Genomic DNA, 20,115 nt, shown 5'->3' with positions numbered 1-20,115 from the left:
TCTGGATTGTTCCTGGGACTGTTCTTCTCTACATATAAAGCGGTTTTTCCAATAAAAAAATCCCCGCCAAATGGCAGGGATCTTAGATTCTGTGCTTTTAAGCAGAGATTACAGGCTGGTTACGTTACCAGCTGCTGGGCCTTTAGCGCCGCTTTCGATGGTGAAGGACACTTTCTGACCTTCGTCCAGAGATTTGTAACCATCGTTCTGGATAGCAGAGAAGTGTACGAACACGTCTTTAGAGCCATCGTCAGGAGTGATGAAGCCGAAGCCTTTGTCAGCGTTGAACCATTTTACGATACCAGTCATTTTACCGGACATAGTGTATTACCTTTAATAATTAAGTGTGCCTTTCGGCGATATGGCGTGCTTTACAGATTTTGAAGCGTTAAAGGAAATGTGCACTACGAGGGGTATCAACGATAACTCTTGAAGGGACTTGCCTTACTACACTGCTTTAATGGTCTGTACGTCAAACCGTTGATGTGCATTAAGCCACGCATTGGAGGTGGATGCAACAATTATTTTTCAAATTTATGATTAATCGGTCGGAAAGCGGCCCTGTCATCAGGACCGTAAACATCAAAAAAGTTAATAAAACTCTATTCCATCAACTGCTTACTTAATGCTGGATTGGCCTGAATCAGACGCATTAATTTTAGTTCAGCACTGGAAGGCTTCACTCGTCTGGATTCCCATTCCTTTACCATCGCAACGGATACGCCCAAAACACGGGCGAAATCATCAATTTTTAACCCCGTTCCTTTGCGTAATTGCTCAATCTCGGTACAGGGCGTAGGTCTGTGCGTCAGGGCAATCTTCTGTGTTTCATCTTTAAAAACAATTTGTTCCAGGCTGCTCAACAGCTCAAGCATTGGATCTTTATATTCCATTGAAAACTCCTCAAATCACACTGCGGGATCGTGAATTGCATTGAAGCTCATTAAGAATAGTCGGGAAAAACTGACTCAGCGGGAAGCAGCCGGAGTGTGATTCGATTCAGCTTATCAATAACTGTGACTTATAGTTGCCTAACGATATGATTAATGCCGATATATTTCGCAGAATCCCGAATTGTAAAGATTCCGAAAATTTCACTTACCGAAGAGAAGTAAGGTTCTGGCTAAAAAACGCAATAGCAATGCCTGTTTTTAACAATGAAACAACAAATTAACCTTCCTTCATTTTCTACATCATTTTCCCAGGAAGATTATGCATAAAGGGTATCTTGCAAGCTTGTCCTGGACTATCCTTGTCACGTCAGACACGCGTGTGTCGTTGTGCGCTTTTTTTGGGTGAAAGGAGTAAGAAAATGGCGACAGGAAAGTCCTGCTCTCGCTGGTTTGCGCCTCTTGCGGCGTTATTAATGGTAGTTAGCCTGAGTGGGTGTTTTGATAAAGAAGGCGATCAGCGTAAAGCGTTTATCGACTTCCTGCAGAATACAGTGATGCGTAGCGGTGAACGTCTACCAACCCTGACTGCCGATCAGAAAAAACAATTTGGTCCTTTTGTCTCTGATTACGCGATTCTGTATGGCTATTCCCAACAGGTGAATCAGGCGATGGATTCCGGTCTGCGTCCGGTTGTAGACAGCGTTAACGCAATTCGTGTACCACAGGATTATGTCACGCAAAGTGGTCCGCTGCGTGAAATGAACGGTTCGCTGGGTGTATTGGCGCAACAGCTACAAAATGCGAAGTTGCAGGCCGATGCGGCGCACTCTGCGCTGAAACAGACTGATGACCTGAAACCGGTCTTTGATCAGGCATTCACCAAAGTGGTGACGACACCGGCTGATGCGTTACAACCGTTGATTCCGGCGGCACAAACCTTTACACAACAACTGGTAATGGTTGGTGACTATATTTCCCAGCAGGGTACTCAGGTAAGCTTTGTGGCGAATGGCATTCAGTTCCCGACTTCGCAGCAGGCGAGTGAATATAACAAACTGATTGCGCCATTACCGGCACAGCATCAGGCGTTTAATCAGGCCTGGACCGCAGCAGTAACTGCAACCCAATAAAGAGTAAAAGCCCGAGAGATTTTCGGGCTTTTCTTCACGCAGTCGCGGTTATTCCGCGACTTGCGGATTCACGCAGTTCTTCTCGACATTCCCTTGTAACGCATTAATCAAATTATCCACCGCACAGGCGGCCATGCCATAACGCGTCTCATGAGTAGCAGAACCAATATGTGGGACTGCGACGACATTTGCCATTGAGAGCAGCGGTGAATCTACTGACAGTGGCTCTTGTTCGAAGACATCCAGTCCGGCGGCGTGAATTTCCCCTTTCTGCAATGCCGCAATCAGTGCATTTTCGTCAACCACCGGTCCACGTCCTGCATTAATGAAGATGGCGGAGGATTTCATTTTGGCGAATTGTTCAGCGCCAAACAGGTGATGCGTTTCTTCAGTTAGCGGCAGGATCAGGCAAACGAAATCCGATTCTTGTAACAGCGTATCCAGATCGCAATAACGGGCGTTAAAGCGTTCTTCCGCTTCTTTATGGTGGCGGCGAGCGTTATAGAGGATAGGCATGTTGAAGCCAAAGTGCGCCCGTTGTGCCAGTGCCATGCCGATCCGTCCCATCCCGACAATGCCAAGTGTTTTATGATGCACGTCGCTGCCGTACCAGTCCGGGCCAATGCTCGCGGTCCATTCGCCTGCTTTTACGCGTTCTGCTACCTCGACAACCCGACGCGCGGTACACAGCACCAACGCCATCAGCGTATCGGCCACCGTTTCCGTTAATACGGTTGGCGTATGCATTAGCAGGATTTTTCGGGCGGTAAGCGCATCGACATCGAAATTGTCGTAGCCTACAGAGATAGTTGATGTGGCACGCAGTTTCGGCATTTTGTCCAGCAACGCGGCATCAACATTTTCATTTGAACCTAACAAGCCCTCGGCTTCGGCAAAAATTTCCGCGTTTTGCGCGACGGTCTGTGGAGTGAGGTCTGTCACCTGGTGAACGGTGAAATGTGCTTGCAGGCGTTGCAGTAAATCATCAGGTAAGGCTTTGTAGAGGATAACGGGCGGCTTCATGCTTCTCTCCATTCACTGATAAGGCGATCACCTTAGCCTGAAAAATGAAGCAGGAAAACCTAAGAATACCAGGTGATTGAATCACCACCTGGCATGAAAGTGATTACAGCGGGCTTAAGGTAATTTCTACGCGACGGTTTTGGGCTTTGCCTTCTGCGGTGCTGTTGCTGGCGATCGGGTTAGCCGGGCCAAGACCCTGAGTACGAATACGGCTGGCGTCAACGCCCTGGGTAATCAACGCACTGGCAACGGAATCTGCACGCTGCTGCGACAGACGCATGTTCAGGTCATGACCACCAGTGCTGTCGGTGTAGCCAATCACGTTAACCGCCGTTTTCGGGTACTCTTTCAGTACCATTGCAACACCGGTCAGAGTGTTAGCACCTGCTGGTTTCAGAGTGGCGCTGCTGCTGTCGAAGGTCACATTGTTCGGCATGTTGAGGATAATGTTGTCCCCGCTGCGCGTTACGCTAACGCCTGTGCCGCGCATTTTGTCGCGCAGTTTCGCTTCCTGCACATCCATGTAATAGCCAACGCCGCCGCCCAGTGCCGCGCCTGCTGCTGCGCCAATCAGTGCGCCTTTACCACGATCTTTCTTCGAAGAAGAGAGTGCGCCAATGCCCGCGCCAACGAGAGAGCCCAGACCCGCGCCAATAGCAGATTTACCCGCTTCGCGTTCGCCGGTGTAAGGGTTAGTTGTACAGCCAGATACCGCCAGAGCGCCACTCACAACGGCGGCAATAAGATAAACACGTTTCTTCATTGTTAATCCTTAATAACCTTTTTATTCTTTGCCACGGGTTTCGTGGCGGAAGATTATGCCGTGTGAACATGAAGATTATTCCTGGGAATACTCGGAAATTTGTAAGTAATATTTAACTGCTCAATACATCTAACTTTTCAGGAGCCTTCGGTTTGGCCAACTCATCCTCACGTTATTCTGTTCTTACTGCCGCCCACTGGGGACCAATGCTGGTTGAAACCGACGGTAAAACAGTTTTCAGCTCGCGTGGTGCGTTAACCACAGGAATGGAAAACTCCTTGCAGAGTGCGGTTCGCGACCAGGTTCATAGCAATGCGCGGGTGCGATTTCCGATGGTGCGTAAAGGCTTTCTTGCGTCACCAGAAAATCCACAAGGGATTCGCGGGCAGGACGAATTTGTTCGCGTGAGTTGGGATGAGGCACTGGATCTTATTCACCAACAACACAAACGCATTCGCGGAGCTTATGGTTCAGCGTCGATTTTTGCCGGTTCCTACGGCTGGCGTTCAAATGGCGTGCTGCATAAAGCGTCAACCTTGTTACAACGCTATATGGCGCTGGCAGGCGGCTATACCGGCCATCTGGGGGATTATTCGACTGGCGCAGCGCAGGCGATCATGCCGTATGTTGTGGGTGGCAGCGAAGTTTATCAGCAGCAGACCAGTTGGCCGCTGGTGCTTGAACATAGCGATGTGGTGGTGCTGTGGAGTGCTAACCCTCTAAATACACTGAAAATTGCGTGGAATGCATCCGATGAGCAGGGGCTTTCTTACTTTTCCGCACTGCGTGATAGCGGGAAAAAGCTGATCTGCATTGATCCCATGCGATCGGAAACCGTTGATTTCTTTGGCGATAAAATGGAATGGGTAGCACCGCATATGGGAACAGATGTGGCGCTGATGCTAGGGATCGCCCATACGCTGGTGGAAAACTGCTGGCACGACGAAGAGTTTCTGGCACGTTGTACTATCGGCTATGACGCCTTCGCTTCTTATTTACAGGGCGAGAGTGATGGCATAGCGAAAACTGCCGAATGGGCGGCGGAGATTTGTGGTGTTCCGGCAGATAAAATCCGCGAACTGGCGGCTATTTTCCATCAAAATACCACCATGCTGATGGCAGGATGGGGAATGCAGCGTCAGCAGTTTGGCGAGCAAAAGCACTGGATGCTCGTCACGCTGGCGGCAATGTTGGGGCAAATCGGTACACCAGGTGGCGGTTTTGGGCTTTCTTATCATTTTGCCAACGGTGGTAATCCCACGCGCCGTGCTGCGGTGCTTTCATCCATGCAGGGCAGTTTGCCGGGTGGTACGGATGCGGTAGATAAAATCCCCGTTGCCCGTATTGTCGAGGCTCTTGAAAATCCTGGTGGCGCATACCAACACAACGGCATGAATCGTCACTTTCCGGATATACGCTTTATCTGGTGGGCGGGCGGCGCCAATTTTACACATCATCAGGACACTAATCGTCTGATTCGAGCCTGGCAAAAACCGGAACTGGTGGTCATTTCAGAATGCTTCTGGACGGCGGCGGCGAAACATGCCGATATCGTCCTGCCTGCAACCACGTCTTTTGAGCGTAACGATCTCACCATGACCGGAGATTACAGCAATCAGCATCTTGTTCCGATGAAACAAGTCGTGCCGCCGCGTGACGAAGCGCGTAATGATTTCGACGTCTTTGCTGAATTAAGCGAACGTTGGGAGAAGGGTGGCTACGCGCGGTTTACGGAAGGGAAAACTGAGCTGCAATGGCTGGAAACTTTTTATAACGTCGCCCGACAACGAGGGGCAAGTCAGCAGGTTGAATTACCATCGTTTGACGCGTTTTGGGAAGCAAACCAATTCATTGAGATGCCGGAAAACCCAATCAGCGAACAGTTTATCCGGTTTGCTGATTTTCGCCGCGACCCACAGACGCATCCGTTAAAAACGGCCAGTGGTAAGATTGAAATCTTCTCGCAGCGTATCGCGGATTACAGTTACCCGGATTGTCCGGGGCATCCCATGTGGCTGGAGCCGGATGAGTGGCAGGGCAATGCCGAACCGGAACAGTTGCAGGTACTTTCTGCCCATCCCGCACATCGTTTGCACAGCCAGCTAAATTACAGTTCTCTGCGTGAATTATATGCGGTGGCAAACCGTGAACCTGTCACCATTCACCCTGATGATGCACGAGCGCGAGGCATAAAAGAGGGCGACACGGTACGAGTGTGGAACTCGCGCGGGCAAATTCTTGCCGGCGCAGTCATTAGCGAAGGTATTAAACCTGGCGTGATTTGCATTCACGAAGGGGCATGGCCCGATCTGGATTTAACCGCTGGCGGCATTTGTAAAAATGGCGCTGTGAACGTGTTGACGAAAGATCTCCCCAGCTCGCGGCTGGGGAATGGATGCGCGGGTAACACGGCGTTAGCGTGGCTGGAGAAATACACTGGCCCGGAACTGCCACTTACGGCGTTTGATCCGCCTGCCAATCCATAATCCAGGTGGGAAGTTGGGTTTCTTCCTGCCAGGCGCAGTCGACAATATGGAATCCTTGCGCATGGTAGAAATTTATCGCGGGCTGGTTTTTCTGGTAAACCTCCAACAATAAATGGGGATGGCGTTGTTGCACATGTTGCATCAGCGCCTTACCAATACCGCGCCTGACGGCCTTTGGTGCGACAAACATCGCAGCTAAAAATCGTCCTTCCATCACGCTGACAAAACCGAGAAGCTTGCCATCTTCTTCCCACACCCAGTTTTGCGCGTTGGCAAGATAAGCATCACGCACCAGCGGAATGCAGTCACGCCAGTAGCTTTCTTCTATGAAAGGATGTCCCCAGGTTGTACTTTCCAGCCATAATTCAAGGATCGCAGGTAATTCCAAACGTTGCGCTTCTCGAATCATTATTTCCTCCCCGGATGGCAACAGCAGCCAACGACATGATCGTTCACCAGTCCGCATGCCTGCATAAAGGAGTAACAAATCGTCGTACCAACAAATTTGAAGCCGCGTTTTTTCAGTGCTTTGGAAAGTGCATCAGAGGTGGGTGTTGAGGTGGGGATTTCGCTCAACGTTTTGGCTTGTGTCACCTGTGGTTGATGGTTTACGAACGACCAGACAAAGTCGGCAAACGGTTCGCCGTTCTGCTCCATTTGTAGGTATGCCCGTGCATTACCAATTATCGCCTGAATTTTCCCACGATGGCGGATAATCCCGGCATCAAGCACCAGTCTTTCAACGTCCTCTTCCTGCATAGCCGCGACTTTTACCGGATCGAACTGATGAAAACAGGCGCGATAGTTTTCACGTTTTTTGAGAACGGTAATCCAGGATAACCCTGCCTGTTGTCCTTCAAGGCAGATCATTTCGAATAGTTTATTACTATTGGTTTCAGGCACGCCCCACTCATTATCGTGGTAGGCAATATAAAGCGGGTCCTGACTCACCCAGCCGCAACGTTCCATACTTTCCCTCGCTATGTACCAGATCGTAAATATTTCACCCTCTTGTCTTGACGCATCGGTGAAAAAGTCAATATTTAATACAGGGCTAAGATGCCCGACATCCTACATACAATGACAATAATATTGCCGAATTCGGCTCTTCCCTGGAGTCGTGTTAATGATCATAAAAAAATGCGGTGGTCGCTGGCACTTAAGTCTGCTGGCGAGCGTGGTAATCAGTTCTTTTTTTTCTCAACACAGCTTACGCCTGGCAGCAAGAATATATCGTTGATACGCAACCAGGACATACCACTGAGCGTTATACCTGGGATAGCGATCACCAACCGGACTACAACGATATTTTGTCGCAACGTATTCAAAGTAGCCAAAGAGCGCTGGGACTGGAAGTTAATCTGGCGGAAGAAACCCCTGCGGATGTGACCAGCAGTATGAGTATGGGCTGGAATTTTCCTTTATATGAGCAGGTTACAACGGGTCCAGTCGCCGCATTACATTACGATGGCACAACCACCTCCATGTATAACGAGTTTGGCGACAGTACTGCAACACTGACCGATCCGTTATGGCATGCCAGCGTCAGTACGTTAGGATGGCGTGTTGATTCCCGACTTGGCGATTTCCGTCCCTGGGCGCAAATCAGCTACAACCAGCAATTTGGTGAAAATATCTGGAAGGCTCAATCAGGCCTAAGTCGCATGACGGCGACAAATCAGAATGGTAATTGGCTTGATGTGACCGTAGGAGCCGATATGTTGCTTAACCAACATATTGCCGCCTATGCCGCGTTATCCCAGGCGGAGAATAGCGCCAATGATAGTGATTATTTATATACCATGGGCGTGAGTGCCAGATTTTAACGTATTTGTTACAACTATGGGCTACTAATAACAACCATTGCAATGATAGTGTGTGCTAACTGACCAAATAATTATTGCGGTGAATATTTGTCACGTCATTCATTCCTGAACTAAGGCATTTCATGCCGTTTTGATGGCATTTCATGCCGTTTTTTCCCCTGCATAAAATGCACTTCGTTATGTTTGTCGGCAGAGAATTTTCCTTTTTACTACAGCAGGAATACTGCCATGACACCTTCAAACTATCAGCGTACGCGCTGGCTTACCCTTATCGGTACCATTATCACCCAGTTTGCGCTGGGGTCAGTTTATACCTGGAGCCTGTTTAATGGCGCGCTCTCTGCCAAACTGGATGCGCCGGTCAGTCAGGTTGCTTTCTCCTTCGGCCTGTTGAGTCTGGGACTGGCAATTTCTTCTTCTGTTGCTGGCAAGTTACAGGAACGTTTTGGTGTCAAGCGCGTCACAATGGCTTCCGGTATTCTGCTGGGGGTAGGTTTCTTCCTTACCGCGCATTCCAACAGCTTAATGATGCTGTGGTTGAGCGCTGGTGTGCTGGTTGGTCTGGCAGATGGTGCGGGTTATCTGCTGACCCTTTCTAACTGCGTGAAGTGGTTCCCGGAGCGTAAAGGTCTGATCTCCGCATTCGCCATTGGTTCTTATGGCCTGGGAAGCCTGGGTTTCAAATTTATCGACACACAATTGCTGGAAACGGTAGGTCTGGAAAAAACCTTTGTAATTTGGGGCGCGATTGCGCTGGTGATGATTGTCTTTGGCGCGACGTTAATGAAAGATGCGCCGAAACAGGAAGTGAAAACCAGTAATGGCGTAGTAGAGAAGGACTACACCCTGGCAGAGTCTATGCGTAAACCGCAATACTGGATGCTGGCGGTCATGTTCCTCACGGCCTGCATGAGCGGTCTGTATGTGATTGGTGTGGCGAAAGATATTGCTCAGAGCCTGGCGCATCTTGATGCAATTTCCGCGGCCAACGCAGTAACGGTTATTTCTATTGCTAACCTTTCTGGTCGTCTGGTATTGGGCATTCTGTCTGACAAAATCGCCCGTATCCGTGTTATCACCATTGGTCAGGTGATTTCGCTGGTGGGTATGGCGGCCCTGCTGTTTGCACCATTGAATGCAGTGACGTTCTTTGCGGCGATTGCCTGTGTGGCGTTTAACTTCGGCGGCACGATTACTGTGTTCCCGTCACTGGTCAGTGAGTTCTTCGGCCTCAATAACCTGGCGAAAAACTACGGCGTGATTTATCTCGGCTTCGGTATCGGTAGCATTTGTGGTTCGATTATCGCCTCGCTGTTTGGCGGCTTCTATGTGACCTTCTACGTCATTTTTGCCCTGCTGATTCTGTCTCTGGCGCTTTCAACGACCATTCGCCAGCCAGAGATCAGAGTGTTGCGCGAGGTACATGGTTAAGTTTAGCGACAGGTTTTAGATTTGTTCTGAGATTAAAAGGGCCATAAAGCTGGCCCTTTTAAGCGTTCAGTTACCGCATAAGTCTCCTTTCATACTTGTATTTTTGTAAATTTGTGCTTCAAGTACATTCTTTCCCCACACTTTTTCCCTTTGCTGTGGTCTACTTATCAGCGTGTGCAGATTTTCCTTATCTGACGACCTTCGCACTTTTCCCTTGCCTGGCTTGAAAGGCCATTATGCAGGGTGTTATCACCTGTTTTTCCAGGGTTTGTTTGCATGAGATATATCAAAACGATAACGCAGCAAAAGCTAAGCTTTTTGCTCGCTGTCTATATCGGTCTGTTTATGAATTGCGCAGTCTATTTCCGTCGGTTTGACGGTTACGCGCATAACTTCACTTTTCTTAATGGCGTCTCGGCGGTTATCGAACTGGCAGGGACGGTTCTGGCAACCTTCTTCTTTTTACGTTTAATTTCACTCTTTGGCAGAACGGCCTGGAAAGTGCTGGCTTCATTGCTGGTGCTGATTTCTGCCGGGGCCAGCTACTACATGACATTTATGAATGTCATGATTGGCTACGGGATTGTTGCTTCGGTGATGACCACCGACATTGACCTGTCGAAAGAAGTGGTTGGCTGGACGCTTATCGCATGGGTTGTACTGGTGAGTATTATCCCGTTGCTATTTATCTGGATGAACCGCTCACAAGACACTTTCTGGCGTCAACTTTGTACCCCGAAAACTCGCTGGCGTAGTGCGCTTACCGTGCTTTTGGCGGGCTTGTTGGTATGGGGTCCAATTCGTCTGATGGATGTAGTGCAAAAGCGTGCAGACCGTATGGCCGGAGTGGATATGCCGAGCTACGGTGGCGTGCTGGCGAACTCTTATTTGCCTTCGAACTGGCTTTCTGCGTTGGGGCTGTATGCCTGGGCGCAAGTGGATGAATCGTCAGACAATAGGTCGCTGATGAATCCGGCCAAAAATTCACCTATACCCCGACGCAAAATCTCGACGATACCTATGTGGTTTTCATCATTGGAGAAACTACGCGTTGGGATCATATGGGGATGCTGGGCTACGAGCGCGATACCACGCCGAAGCTGGCCAAAGAGAAAAACCTGGTGATGTACCGTGGTTATTCTTGTGATACCGCGACTAAATTATCACTACGCTGTATGTTTGTGCGTGAAGGTGGAACGGAAGATAACCCTCAACGTACGCTTAAAGAGCAGAACGTATTTGCGGTTCTCAAACAGCTTGGCTTTAGCTCTGATTTATACGCCATGCAGAGTGAGATGTGGTTCTACAGCAACACCATGGCTGACAACATTGCCTATCGCGAGCAAATTGCAGCAGAGCCGCGTAACCGTGGGAAAGCGGTGGACGATATGTTGCTGGTCAATGAAATCGAGCGTTCTCTGGAGAAAAAACCAGAAGGTAAGCATCTGATTGTGCTGCATACCAAAGGTTCGCACTACAACTATACTCAACGTTACCCTCGTGAGTTTGCCCAGTGGAAGCCAGAGTGCTATGCCATTGACCGTAAATGCCCACGAGCGCCGATGATTAACTCATATGATAACTCCATCACCTATGTTGATCATTTTATCGACACGGTTATCGACAAATTCCGCGATAAGAAGGCCATTATTTTCTATGCAGCGGACCACGGTGAGTCAATTAACGAGCGTGAGCACTTGCATGGCACACCACGCGAATATGCGCCACCGGAGCAGTTCCGCGTACCGATGATGGTCTGGATGTCGGATAAATATCTGGAGAATCCGGCCAACGCGCAGGCATTCGCGCAGCTGAAAAAAGAGGCGGATATCAAAGTGCCACGCCGTCATGTAGAACTGTACGACACCATTTTAGGTTGCCTTGGTTATACTTCACCGGACGGTGGTATCAACGAAAACAACAACTGGTGTCGAATCCCTGAGGCGAAGAAGGCAGAAGCTAACTAAATGCACTGCTGAGTTTCTCGCCGATCAAAAGGCATTTTGCTATTAAGGGATTGACGAGGGCGTATCTGCGCAGTAAGATGCGCCCCGCATTCGGTGATTGGCGCAGCCTGGTAGCGCACTTCGTTCGGGACGAAGGGGTCGGAGGTTCGAATCCTCTATCACCGACCAATTTAGAAAAACCAGCCTACGGGCTGGTTTTTTGCTTTCTGTGACCCGCTCTAAAGTAGGCCTGATAAGACGCGGTAGCGTCGCATCAGGCAACGGCACCGCACTTATTGTCGGATGCGGCGCGACCGCCTTATCGACCTACACACCACACATTTCCCTGCCAAATTTGCGCCTCATATCTCACTATCCATTAACGGATTTGTGACAGAAACCATTGTCTTTTTTTATATTTGCTTAAATCTTTTTTTGCGTTACTTATGGCTGGCGCTGGCATTTTCCGCTGTGCGTTTTAGCGTTCATGGTATTAATCGCTCAGATATCCACCTTTCCCTCAGATTTTTTTCATTAAATGCATAAAACTTAATCACCAATTGTTGCTAAATATTAAGCTGATTGTTCTGGTTATGTTGGCGTAGCACAAATTTCTCTGCTGCAAATAGTTGTTTGAAGTTTTTTTAATCTTTGTTTGTGGATTCTCACCGTTGGTGTAAATCCCGGTGGGCTGTATTGACGTTTTCACATTCTGTTGACAGATTGTAGGTCACGAGGGGCATTTTATGGAGGATCCGCACTGTAACACTGATGTTAATTAGTACGGCATCCCCACCTCATAACGTTGACCCGACCGGGCAAAAAACAAAAAAGGTCAGGCAGCGACAACCCACTGCAAAGGGTTAAAACAACAAACATCACAATTGGAGCAGAATAATGCGTATTTCCTTGAAAAAGTCAGGGATGCTGAAGCTTGGTCTCAGCCTGGTGGCTATGACCGTCGCAGCAAGTGTTCAGGCTAAAACTCTGGTTTATTGCTCAGAAGGATCTCCGGAAGGGTTTAACCCGCAGTTGTTTACTTCCGGCACTACCTATGACGCCTCTTCCGTACCGCTTTATAACCGTCTGGTTGAATTTAAAATCGGCACCACCGAAGTGATCCCGGGCCTCGCTGAAAAGTGGGAAGTCAGCGATGACGGTAAAACCTATACCTTCCACCTGCGTAAAGGTGTGAAGTGGCACGACAACAAAGAATTCAAACCGACGCGCGAACTGAACGCCGATGACGTGGTGTTCTCGTTCGATCGTCAGAAAAAACGCGCAAAACCCGTACCATAAAGTTTCTGGCGGCAGCTACGAATACTTTGAAGGCATGGGCTTGCCGGAGCTGATCAGCGAAGTGAAAAAGGTGGACGACAACACCGTTCAATTCGTGCTGACTCGCCCGGAAGCGCCGTTCCTTGCTGATCTGGCAATGGACTTCGCCTCTATTCTGTCAAAAGAATATGCAGACGCGATGATGAAAGCCGGTACGCCGGAAAAACTGGACCTCAACCCAATCGGCACCGGTCCGTTCCAGTTACAGCAGTACCAGAAAGATTCCCGTATTCGCTATAAAGCGTTTGATGGCTACTGGGGCACCAAACCGAAGATCGATACGCTGGTCTTCTCTATTACTCCTGACGCTTCCGTGCGTTACGCGAAATTGCAGAAGAACGAATGCCAGGTGATGCCGTACCCGAACCCGGCAGATATCGCTCGCATGAAGCAGGATAAATCCATCAACCTGATGGAAATGCCGGGGCTGAACGTCGGTTATCTCTCGTATAACGTGCAGAAAAAACCACTGGATGACGTGAAAGTTCGCCAGGCTCTGACCTACGCAGTGAACAAAGATGCGATCATCAAAGCGGTTTATCAGGGCGCGGGCGTAGCAGCGAAAAACCTGATCCCGCCAACCATGTGGGGCTATAACGATGACGTTCAGGACTACACCTACGATCCTGAAAAAGCGAAAGCCTTGCTGAAAGAAGCGGGTCTGGAAAAAGGTTTCTCCATCGACCTGTGGGCGATGCCCGTACAACGTCCGTATAACCCGAACGCTCGCCGCATGGCAGAGATGATTCAGGCTGACTGGGCGAAAGTCGGCGTGCAGGCCAAAATCGTCACCTACGAATGGGGTGAGTATCTCAAGCGTGCAAAAGATGGCGAGCACCAGACGGTAATGATGGGCTGGACTGGCGATAACGGGGATCCGGATAACTTCTTCGCCACCCTGTTCAGCTGCGCCGCCTCTGAACAAGGCTCCAACTACTCAAAATGGTGCTACAAACCGTTTGAAGATCTGATTCAACCGGCGCGTGCCACCGACGACCACAACAAGCGCGTTGAACTGTACAAACAAGCACAGGTGGTGATGCACGATCAGGCTCCGGCACTGATCATCGCTCACTCCACCGTGTTTGAACCGGTACGCAAAGAAGTTAAAGGCTATGTGGTTGATCCATTAGGCAAACATCACTTCGAAAACGTCTCTATCGAATAATTAAAAGCCATACAAGACTGATGGCAAAGGCAAAACTGCCTGATGCGCTCCGCTTATCAGGCCTACGAAAATTCTGCAATGTATTGAATTTGCACGATTTTGTAGGCCGGATAAGGCGTTAACGCCGCATCCGGCATAAACAAAGCGCACTTTGTCAACAATCTGTATACCCGGTGGCGCTGTGCCTCTGCGTGCAGCGCCACCCGGCAGCAATACTTCATTCTCTGTCCGGCACGGGCGGGAATTGATTTGTGAGCAATACAGACACGCAGTTCCAGGCTGCGGGTCACTATAGAGAATCCGGGTTATGTTGCAGTTTATTCTCCGACGTTTGGGACTCGTCATCCCCACGTTTATCGGTATTACCCTTCTCACATTTGCCTTTGTCCACATGATCCCGGGCGATCCGGTGATGATCATGGCGGGCGAACGTGGGATCTCCCCAGAGCGTCACGCGCAGCTGCTGGCTGAACTCGGCTTAGATAAACCGATGTGGCAGCAGTATCTCCATTACATTTGGGGCGTTATGCATGGCGATCTAGGCATTTCAATGAAAAGCCGCATCCCGGTTTGGGAAGAGTTCGTGCCGCGCTTCCAGGCCACGCTGGAACTTGGTGTCTGCGCGATGATTTTTGCTACGGCAGTCGGTATTCCGGTCGGTGTACTGGCAGCGGTTAAACGTGGTTCCATTTTCGATCACACTGCGGTTGGCCTGGCGCTGACCGGCTACTCAATGCCTATCTTCTGGTGGGGCATGATGCTGATCATGCTGGTTTCGGTGCACTGGAACCTGACGCCTGTCTCCGGTCGCGTGAGCGACATGGTGTTCCTTGACGACTCCAATCCGTTAACCGGTTTTATGTTGATCGACACCGCTATCTGGGGTGAAGACGGTAACTTTATCGATGCCGTCGCCCATATGATCTTACCTGCGATGGTGCTGGGCACAATTCCGCTGGCGGTTATCGTGCGTATGACGCGCTCTTCGATGCTGGAAGTGCTGGGCGAGGATTACATCCGCACCGCGCGTGCCAAAGGGTTGACCCGCCTTAGGGTGATTATCGTCCATGCGCTGCGTAACGCGATGCTGCCGGTGGTGACCGTTATCGGCCTTCAGGTGGGAACATTGCTGGCGGGGGCGATTCTGACCGAAACCATCTTCTCGTGGCCCGGTCTGGGGCGCTGGTTGATTGACGCACTGCAACGCCGTGATTATCCGGTAGTGCAGGGCGGTGTATTGCTGGTGGCGACGATGATTATCCTCGTCAACCTGCTGGTCGATCTGCTGTACGGCGTGGTGAACCCGCGTATTCGTCATAAGAAGTAAGGGAACGTCATGTCACAGGTTACTGAAAATAAAGTGATTACTGCACCGGTGCCGATGACCCCGTTACAGGAGTTCTGGCACTATTTTAAACGCAACAAAGGCGCGGTTGTCGGGCTGGTTTACGTCGTCATCGTGCTGTTTATCGCGATCTTTGCCAACTGGATTGCGCCGTATAACCCGGCAGAACAGTTCCGCGATGCGCTACTCGCCCCGCCAGCCTGGCAGGAAGGCGGCAGCATGGCGCACTTGCTCGGTACAGATGACGTCGGTCGTGACGTTATGTCGCGCCTGATGTACGGCGCGCGCTTATCGCTGCTGGTCGGCTGTCTGGTGGTGGTGTTATCGCTGATTATGGGCGTTATTCTCGGCCTGATCGCCGGTTACTTCGGCGGCCTGGTCGATAACATCATCATGCGCGTGGTCGATATCATGCTGGCGCTGCCAAGTCTGCTGCTGGCGCTGGTGCTGGTGGCTATCTTCGGCCCGTCGATTGGTAACGCCGCGCTGGCGCTAACCTTCGTTGCCTTGCCGCACTATGTGCGCTTAACCCGCGCCGCCGTGCTGGTGGAGGTGAATCGCGATTACGTCACCGCGTCTCGCGTGGCAGGTGCCGGGGCGCTGCGCCAGATGTTTATCAATATTCTTCCCAACTGCCTTGCACCGCTGATTGTTCAGGCGTCTCTCGGTTTCTCTAACGCCATTCTCGATATGGCTGCTCTTGGTTTCCTCGGCATGGGGGCGCAGCCGCCAACACCGGAGTGGGGCACCATGCTCTCCGATGTGTTGCAGTTCGCGCAAAGCGCCTGGTGGGTCGTGACCTTCCCCGGTCTGGCGATCCTACTGACGGTGCTGGCATTTAACCTGATGGGTGACGGTCTGCGTGACGCGCTCGATCCCAAACTGAAGCAGTAAGAGGTTCGAGATGGCGTTATTAAATATAGATAAATTATCGGTGCATTTCGGCGACGAAAGCGCACCGTTCCGCGCCGTAGACCGCATCAGCTACAGCGTAAAACAGGGCGAAGTGGTCGGGATTGTGGGTGAGTCTGGCTCCGGTAAATCAGTCAGTTCGCTGGCGATTATGGGGTTGATTGATTATCCGGGCCGCGTGATGGCGGAAAAGCTGGAGTTTAACGGCCAGGATTTGCAGCGTATCTCAGAAAAAGAGCGCCGCAACCTGGTGGGTGCCGAAGTGGCGATGATCTTCCAGGACCCGATGACCAGTCTTAACCCGTGCTACACCGTGGGTTTCCAGATTATGGAAGCGATTAAGGTGCATCAGGGTGGCAACAAAAGTACCCGCCGTCAGCGGGCGATTGACCTGCTGAATCTGGTCGGCATTCCCGATCCGGCATCGCGTCTGGATGTTTACCCGCATCAGCTTTCCGGCGGCATGAGCCAGCGTGTAATGATCGCTATGGCGATTGCCTGTCGGCCAAAACTGCTGATTGCCGATGAACCGACTACCGCGCTGGACGTGACCATTCAGGCGCAAATCATCGAACTGCTGCTGGAATTGCAGCAGAAAGAGAATATGGCGCTGGTATTGATCACTCATGACCTGGCGCTGGTGGCGGAAGCGGCGCATAAAATCATTGTGATGTATGCCGGTCAGGTGGTGGAAACGGGTGATGCCCACGCCATCTTCCATGCGCCGCGTCATCCGTATACTCAGGCATTGCTACGCGCGCTGCCGGAATTTGCTCAGGACAAAGAACGTCTGGCATCGTTGCCTGGCGTCGTTCCCGGCAAGTACGATCGCCCGAACGGCTGCCTGCTTAACCCGCGCTGCCCCTATGCCACTGACAGATGTCGCGCTGAAGAACCGGCGCTGAATATGCTTGCTGACGGGCGTCAGTCCAAATGCCATTACCCACTTGATGATGCCGGGAGGCCGACACTATGAGTACGCAAGAGGCCACCTCGCAACAACCGCTGTTGCAGGCTATCGACCTGAAAAAACATTACCCGGTGAAGAAAGGCATGTTCGCGCCGGAACGTCTGGTTAAAGCGCTGGATGGCGTTTCGTTTAACCTTGAACGTGGCAAAACGCTGGCGGTAGTTGGCGAATCTGGCTGTGGTAAATCGACCCTCGGTCGGTTGCTGACGATGATTGAAACACCTACCGGCGGTGAACTGTATTACCAGGGGCAGGATCTGCTCAAGCACGATCCGCAGGCGCAGAAGCTGCGTCGGCAGAAAATCCAGATCGTCTTCCAGAATCCCTATGGTTCGCTGAATCCGCGTAAAAAAGTCGGGCAAATTCTTGAAGAGCCGCTGCTGATTAATACCAGCTTAAGCAAAGAACAGCGTCGGGAAAAAGCCTTGTCGATGATGGCAAAAGTTGGCCTGAAAACCGAGCATTACGACCGCTATCCGCATATGTTTTCCGGCGGTCAGCGTCAGCGTATCGCCATTGCCCGTGGTCTGATGCTTGACCCGGACGTGGTGATTGCCGACGAACCGGTTTCCGCGCTGGACGTCTCGGTGCGTGCGCAGGTGCTCAATCTGATGATGGATTTGCAGCAGGAGTTGGGGCTGTCTTATGTCTTCATCTCGCATGACCTGTCGGTAGTGGAGCACATTGCTGATGAAGTGATGGTGATGTACCTGGGCCGCTGCGTGGAGAAGGGAACGAAGGACCAAATCTTCAATAACCCGCGTCATCCGTATACTCAGGCACTGCTCTCTGCGACGCCGCGCCTGAACCCGGACGATCGCCGCGAGCGCATCAAACTCACCGGTGAACTGCCAAGCCCGCTGAATCCACCGCCGGGCTGCGCCTTCAACGCCCGCTGTCGTCGACGCTTCGGCCCCTGCACCCAGTTGCAGCCGCAGCTAAAAGACTACGGCGGTCAACTGGTTGCCTGCTTTGCTGTTGATCAGGATGAAAATCCGCAGAAGCCAGCGGTATAACCCACCCGATGAGACCGGTTTTCATGCTGGTCTCATGTCAAATATGACCCTCTTGTGCTTTAACTATCACTTATAGATCTTTTGTGACCATTTTTGTTGCCAATGGATTATATATGAGCTAAATTATAATCATTAATAAAAAATGGTTCATTTATGATGCTTAACGAATTTATCTGACCATAAATGATCTTTTTTTTGTCTTTTATCAATTGAAAGGTTCTTTAATGATCTACACGGGGTCACAGAATCTGGCTCAAGAGTTGAAAGCGATCGGCGACCAGCTCCAGGAGTTGCAGAAGAAACTTATCCAGGGGCCGAATATTAGTCAACCACGCCCCCTCCGGACCATTGAGACTCCCCGTCATTTGGGGGAAAAACTGAACGCACGGCGCAAAGAATTGGGCATTGATTTATACACCCTTGAACTACAAACGGGGATCTCAACGTCCACGTTAAAGCGACTTTTTAAGGATCCTGAACAGGTTAAATTCGGCAGTGTGTTTGCGGTGGCGAACGTTCTTGGAGTGAAACTATGCATCGACGAGTGAAAGTGTTGCTCTATGGTCAGGTAGTGGGTGAACTCTCTCAGAACGACAGTGGTTTTTTGTTCCAGTACGCCCCGGATTACCACGGACCGGCAATCTCAATCAGTCTGCCCGTCGCACAGCGTCAGTTTCCCAGTGAGACGTTGCATCCTTATTTTGCCTCACTGGCGCCAGAAGGATGGCTGCGTCAACGCTACAGCCAGATACAGCACCGTGACGAAAACGATCCGCTGGGAATGCTTATTGATAACGGCAAGAATCTGCTGGGGGCAATCCAGATTTTACCTTGGGAGGAATAATGGCGAATTGTCGCATTCTGTTAACGCCGCTGAATGAACGTGACGAACAGCGCGGATATTCGACACAGGGGTTGAAGCGCCTGAGCGGCACTGCAAAATTGAATCCTCGGCTGGGGTTTACGCGAACTCAGTTTGTGCAGGAACTTCCGCGTCAACAAAAAGGGATGAGTATTTCCGGTTACCAGCCCAAATTGCAATTAGTGCTGGATGATGGAGAGTTCCGCGTCGTAGATCATCAGGGAAATTTTATCCTTAAGCCCTCTCCAGCCGACTTTCCCGGTTTGGCCGAAAATGAACACGCAACAATGACATTGATGTCTCGTTTGGGATTTGACGTACCTGTGCATGGCCTGCTGAGTTTTGCACCACAATCAGAGGAGGAGCTTGAATACGCGTTTGTTATCCGGCGCTATGACCGGGATGACAAGGGGCAGCCAGTGCATCAGGAGCAACTTGATGGCGCGATGCAGATTACAGATAAATATGGCAAAACGGGAAATGATAACGAGCAATACGTCAGCTATGAAACGCTGGCCCGATTTTTAATTGCCCATGTTAACGACAACATCGCATTTAAAATCGATCTCTTTCGTCGCATTGTTTACGCCTGGTTGCTGGGTAATAACGACATGCATTTACGAAACTTTGGCTTAGTGTACTCCGATGGTTTGATGCCAGCGTTAGCGCCGGTGTATGACTTTGTTTCTGTCGCTCCCTATCCGGAATATTTTCACTCAAACTATCTGGCGCTGCCGTTATTGATGCGAGAAGAAGGCGGTCGGGAACTGGCTCCTGGATTTGACAGTGGTTATGGCGAGTATATCGGGCAGGACTTTTTTGCTGTTGGGTGAATCGATGGGATTAGCGCCCAGATTGCTGGAAAAAATCTTTCAGGATATACGTAAAGAAAATACCATTGTTATGGAAACGTATGAACAGTCCTTTATGACTCAGGAGCATATCCAGGCTGTACTGAAATGCTATCGACATCGTCTGGGGCTGCTGTGAGCAGCCCCCGTTACTT

The 20,115-nt window shown here is 50.5% G+C and carries 17 protein-coding genes, 1 tRNA gene and 3 pseudogenes; 15 read left to right on the top strand and 6 right to left on the bottom strand.

From position 1 onward, the window contains the following. Window positions 1–108: 108 nt before the first annotated feature. Together cspA and CRI63_RS11055 are read right to left on the bottom strand one after the other, a co-directional pair. Window positions 109–321: an RNA chaperone/antiterminator CspA gene (cspA, locus tag CRI63_RS11060; RefSeq protein WP_000014594.1), complete on the bottom strand. Its 213-nt coding sequence runs from the start codon at window positions 319–321 to the stop codon at window positions 109–111. Between the two features lie 281 nt (window positions 322–602). Further along, on the bottom strand, window positions 603–893 hold the full coding sequence (locus CRI63_RS11055) for an HTH-type transcriptional regulator (protein WP_130237263.1): 291 nt from the start codon (window positions 891–893) through the stop codon (window positions 603–605). Between the two features lie 419 nt (window positions 894–1,312). On the opposite strand from CRI63_RS11055, the gene CRI63_RS11050 reads away from it, so the two are divergent. After that, on the top strand, window positions 1,313–2,023 hold the full coding sequence (locus CRI63_RS11050; protein ID WP_130216260.1) for a DUF3053 domain-containing protein: 711 nt from the start codon (window positions 1,313–1,315) through the stop codon (window positions 2,021–2,023). Between the two features lie 48 nt (window positions 2,024–2,071). Here CRI63_RS11050 and ghrB read toward each other — a convergent pair whose 3' ends face one another. Beyond that, window positions 2,072–3,046: a glyoxylate/hydroxypyruvate reductase GhrB gene (gene ghrB / locus CRI63_RS11045; protein WP_135519532.1), complete on the bottom strand. Its 975-nt coding sequence runs from the start codon at window positions 3,044–3,046 to the stop codon at window positions 2,072–2,074. Window positions 3,047–3,149: 103 nt separating this feature from the next. Beyond that, on the bottom strand, window positions 3,150–3,809 hold the full coding sequence (locus CRI63_RS11040) for an OmpA family lipoprotein (protein WP_000747625.1): 660 nt from the start codon (window positions 3,807–3,809) through the stop codon (window positions 3,150–3,152). A gap of 152 nt (window positions 3,810–3,961) precedes the next feature. Here CRI63_RS11040 and bisC point away from each other — a divergent pair, with 152 nt between their 5' ends. Next, a complete protein-coding gene (gene bisC / locus CRI63_RS11035) occupies window positions 3,962–6,295 on the top strand; it encodes a biotin sulfoxide reductase (RefSeq protein ID WP_135519530.1) in 2,334 nt (777 codons plus the stop codon). On the opposite strand, the gene CRI63_RS11030 is transcribed toward bisC, so the two are convergent. Continuing rightward, window positions 6,264–6,704, bottom strand: a complete 441-nt coding sequence (locus tag CRI63_RS11030) for an N-acetyltransferase (protein ID WP_130222999.1) — start codon at window positions 6,702–6,704, stop codon at window positions 6,264–6,266. The genes bisC and CRI63_RS11030 overlap by 32 nt on opposite strands. Beyond that, window positions 6,704–7,264 carry a DNA-3-methyladenine glycosylase I gene (tag, locus tag CRI63_RS11025; protein ID WP_135519528.1) on the bottom strand — a complete coding sequence of 187 codons (561 nt, stop codon included), beginning with the start codon at window positions 7,262–7,264 and terminating at the stop codon, window positions 6,704–6,706. The genes CRI63_RS11030 and tag overlap by 1 nt, the downstream gene beginning before the upstream one ends. A gap of 157 nt (window positions 7,265–7,421) precedes the next feature. Here tag and CRI63_RS11020 point away from each other — a divergent pair. The 13 genes and pseudogenes from CRI63_RS11020 to CRI63_RS24380 all read left to right on the top strand — a co-directional run bounded on the left by CRI63_RS11020 (window position 7,422) and on the right by CRI63_RS24380 (window position 20,099). Then, window positions 7,422–8,121: pseudogene (locus CRI63_RS11020) on the top strand (autotransporter outer membrane beta-barrel domain-containing protein). A gap of 228 nt (window positions 8,122–8,349) precedes the next feature. Then, window positions 8,350–9,552, top strand: coding sequence for an MFS transporter (locus CRI63_RS11015; RefSeq protein WP_130216272.1), 1,203 nt, complete (start codon window positions 8,350–8,352; stop codon window positions 9,550–9,552). Window positions 9,553–9,828: 276 nt separating this feature from the next. Then, window positions 9,829–11,519, top strand: a pseudogene (gene eptB / locus CRI63_RS11010) (kdo(2)-lipid A phosphoethanolamine 7''-transferase). A 91-nt stretch (window positions 11,520–11,610) separates the two neighbouring features. Beyond that, window positions 11,611–11,687: transfer RNA gene (locus tag CRI63_RS11005), tRNA-Pro, on the top strand. A gap of 708 nt (window positions 11,688–12,395) precedes the next feature. Further along, window positions 12,396–14,004: pseudogene (gene dppA / locus CRI63_RS11000) on the top strand (dipeptide ABC transporter substrate-binding protein DppA). A 307-nt stretch (window positions 14,005–14,311) separates the two neighbouring features. Further along, on the top strand, window positions 14,312–15,331 hold the full coding sequence (dppB, locus tag CRI63_RS10990; protein ID WP_021550012.1) for a dipeptide ABC transporter permease DppB: 1,020 nt from the start codon (window positions 14,312–14,314) through the stop codon (window positions 15,329–15,331). Between the two features lie 9 nt (window positions 15,332–15,340). Next, window positions 15,341–16,243: a dipeptide ABC transporter permease DppC gene (dppC, locus tag CRI63_RS10985; protein WP_000084683.1), complete on the top strand. Its 903-nt coding sequence runs from the start codon at window positions 15,341–15,343 to the stop codon at window positions 16,241–16,243. A 10-nt stretch (window positions 16,244–16,253) separates the two neighbouring features. Beyond that, window positions 16,254–17,237, top strand: coding sequence for a dipeptide ABC transporter ATP-binding protein (dppD, locus tag CRI63_RS10980; RefSeq protein ID WP_135405349.1), 984 nt, complete (start codon window positions 16,254–16,256; stop codon window positions 17,235–17,237). Beyond that, entirely contained in the window at window positions 17,234–18,247 is a 1,014-nt protein-coding gene (gene dppF, locus CRI63_RS10975; protein ID WP_130260125.1) for a dipeptide ABC transporter ATP-binding subunit DppF, read from the top strand. The genes dppD and dppF overlap by 4 nt, the downstream gene beginning before the upstream one ends. A 224-nt stretch (window positions 18,248–18,471) precedes the next feature. Then, complete coding sequence (locus CRI63_RS10970) at window positions 18,472–18,795, top strand: helix-turn-helix transcriptional regulator (RefSeq protein WP_130222989.1); 324 nt, start codon at window positions 18,472–18,474, stop codon at window positions 18,793–18,795. Further along, window positions 18,780–19,091, top strand: a complete 312-nt coding sequence (locus CRI63_RS10965; protein WP_130210092.1) for a HipA N-terminal domain-containing protein — start codon at window positions 18,780–18,782, stop codon at window positions 19,089–19,091. Before CRI63_RS10970 ends, CRI63_RS10965 begins: the two co-directional genes overlap by 16 nt. A gap of 71 nt (window positions 19,092–19,162) precedes the next feature. After that, window positions 19,163–19,942 (top strand): HipA domain-containing protein, encoded by a 780-nt coding sequence (locus tag CRI63_RS10960; protein ID WP_240782747.1) that lies wholly within the window; start codon window positions 19,163–19,165, stop codon window positions 19,940–19,942. Further along, window positions 19,929–20,099: a hypothetical protein gene (locus tag CRI63_RS24380; protein WP_240726002.1), complete on the top strand. Its 171-nt coding sequence runs from the start codon at window positions 19,929–19,931 to the stop codon at window positions 20,097–20,099. Before CRI63_RS10960 ends, CRI63_RS24380 begins: the two co-directional genes overlap by 14 nt. Window positions 20,100–20,115: the final 16 nt, after the last annotated feature.

The sequence above is a fragment of the Escherichia sp. E2661 genome, assembly GCF_004745185.1.
In the GTDB taxonomy this organism is placed as follows: Bacteria; Pseudomonadota; Gammaproteobacteria; order Enterobacterales; family Enterobacteriaceae; genus Escherichia.
This window is presented reverse-complemented; position numbering and strand designations above follow the sequence as displayed.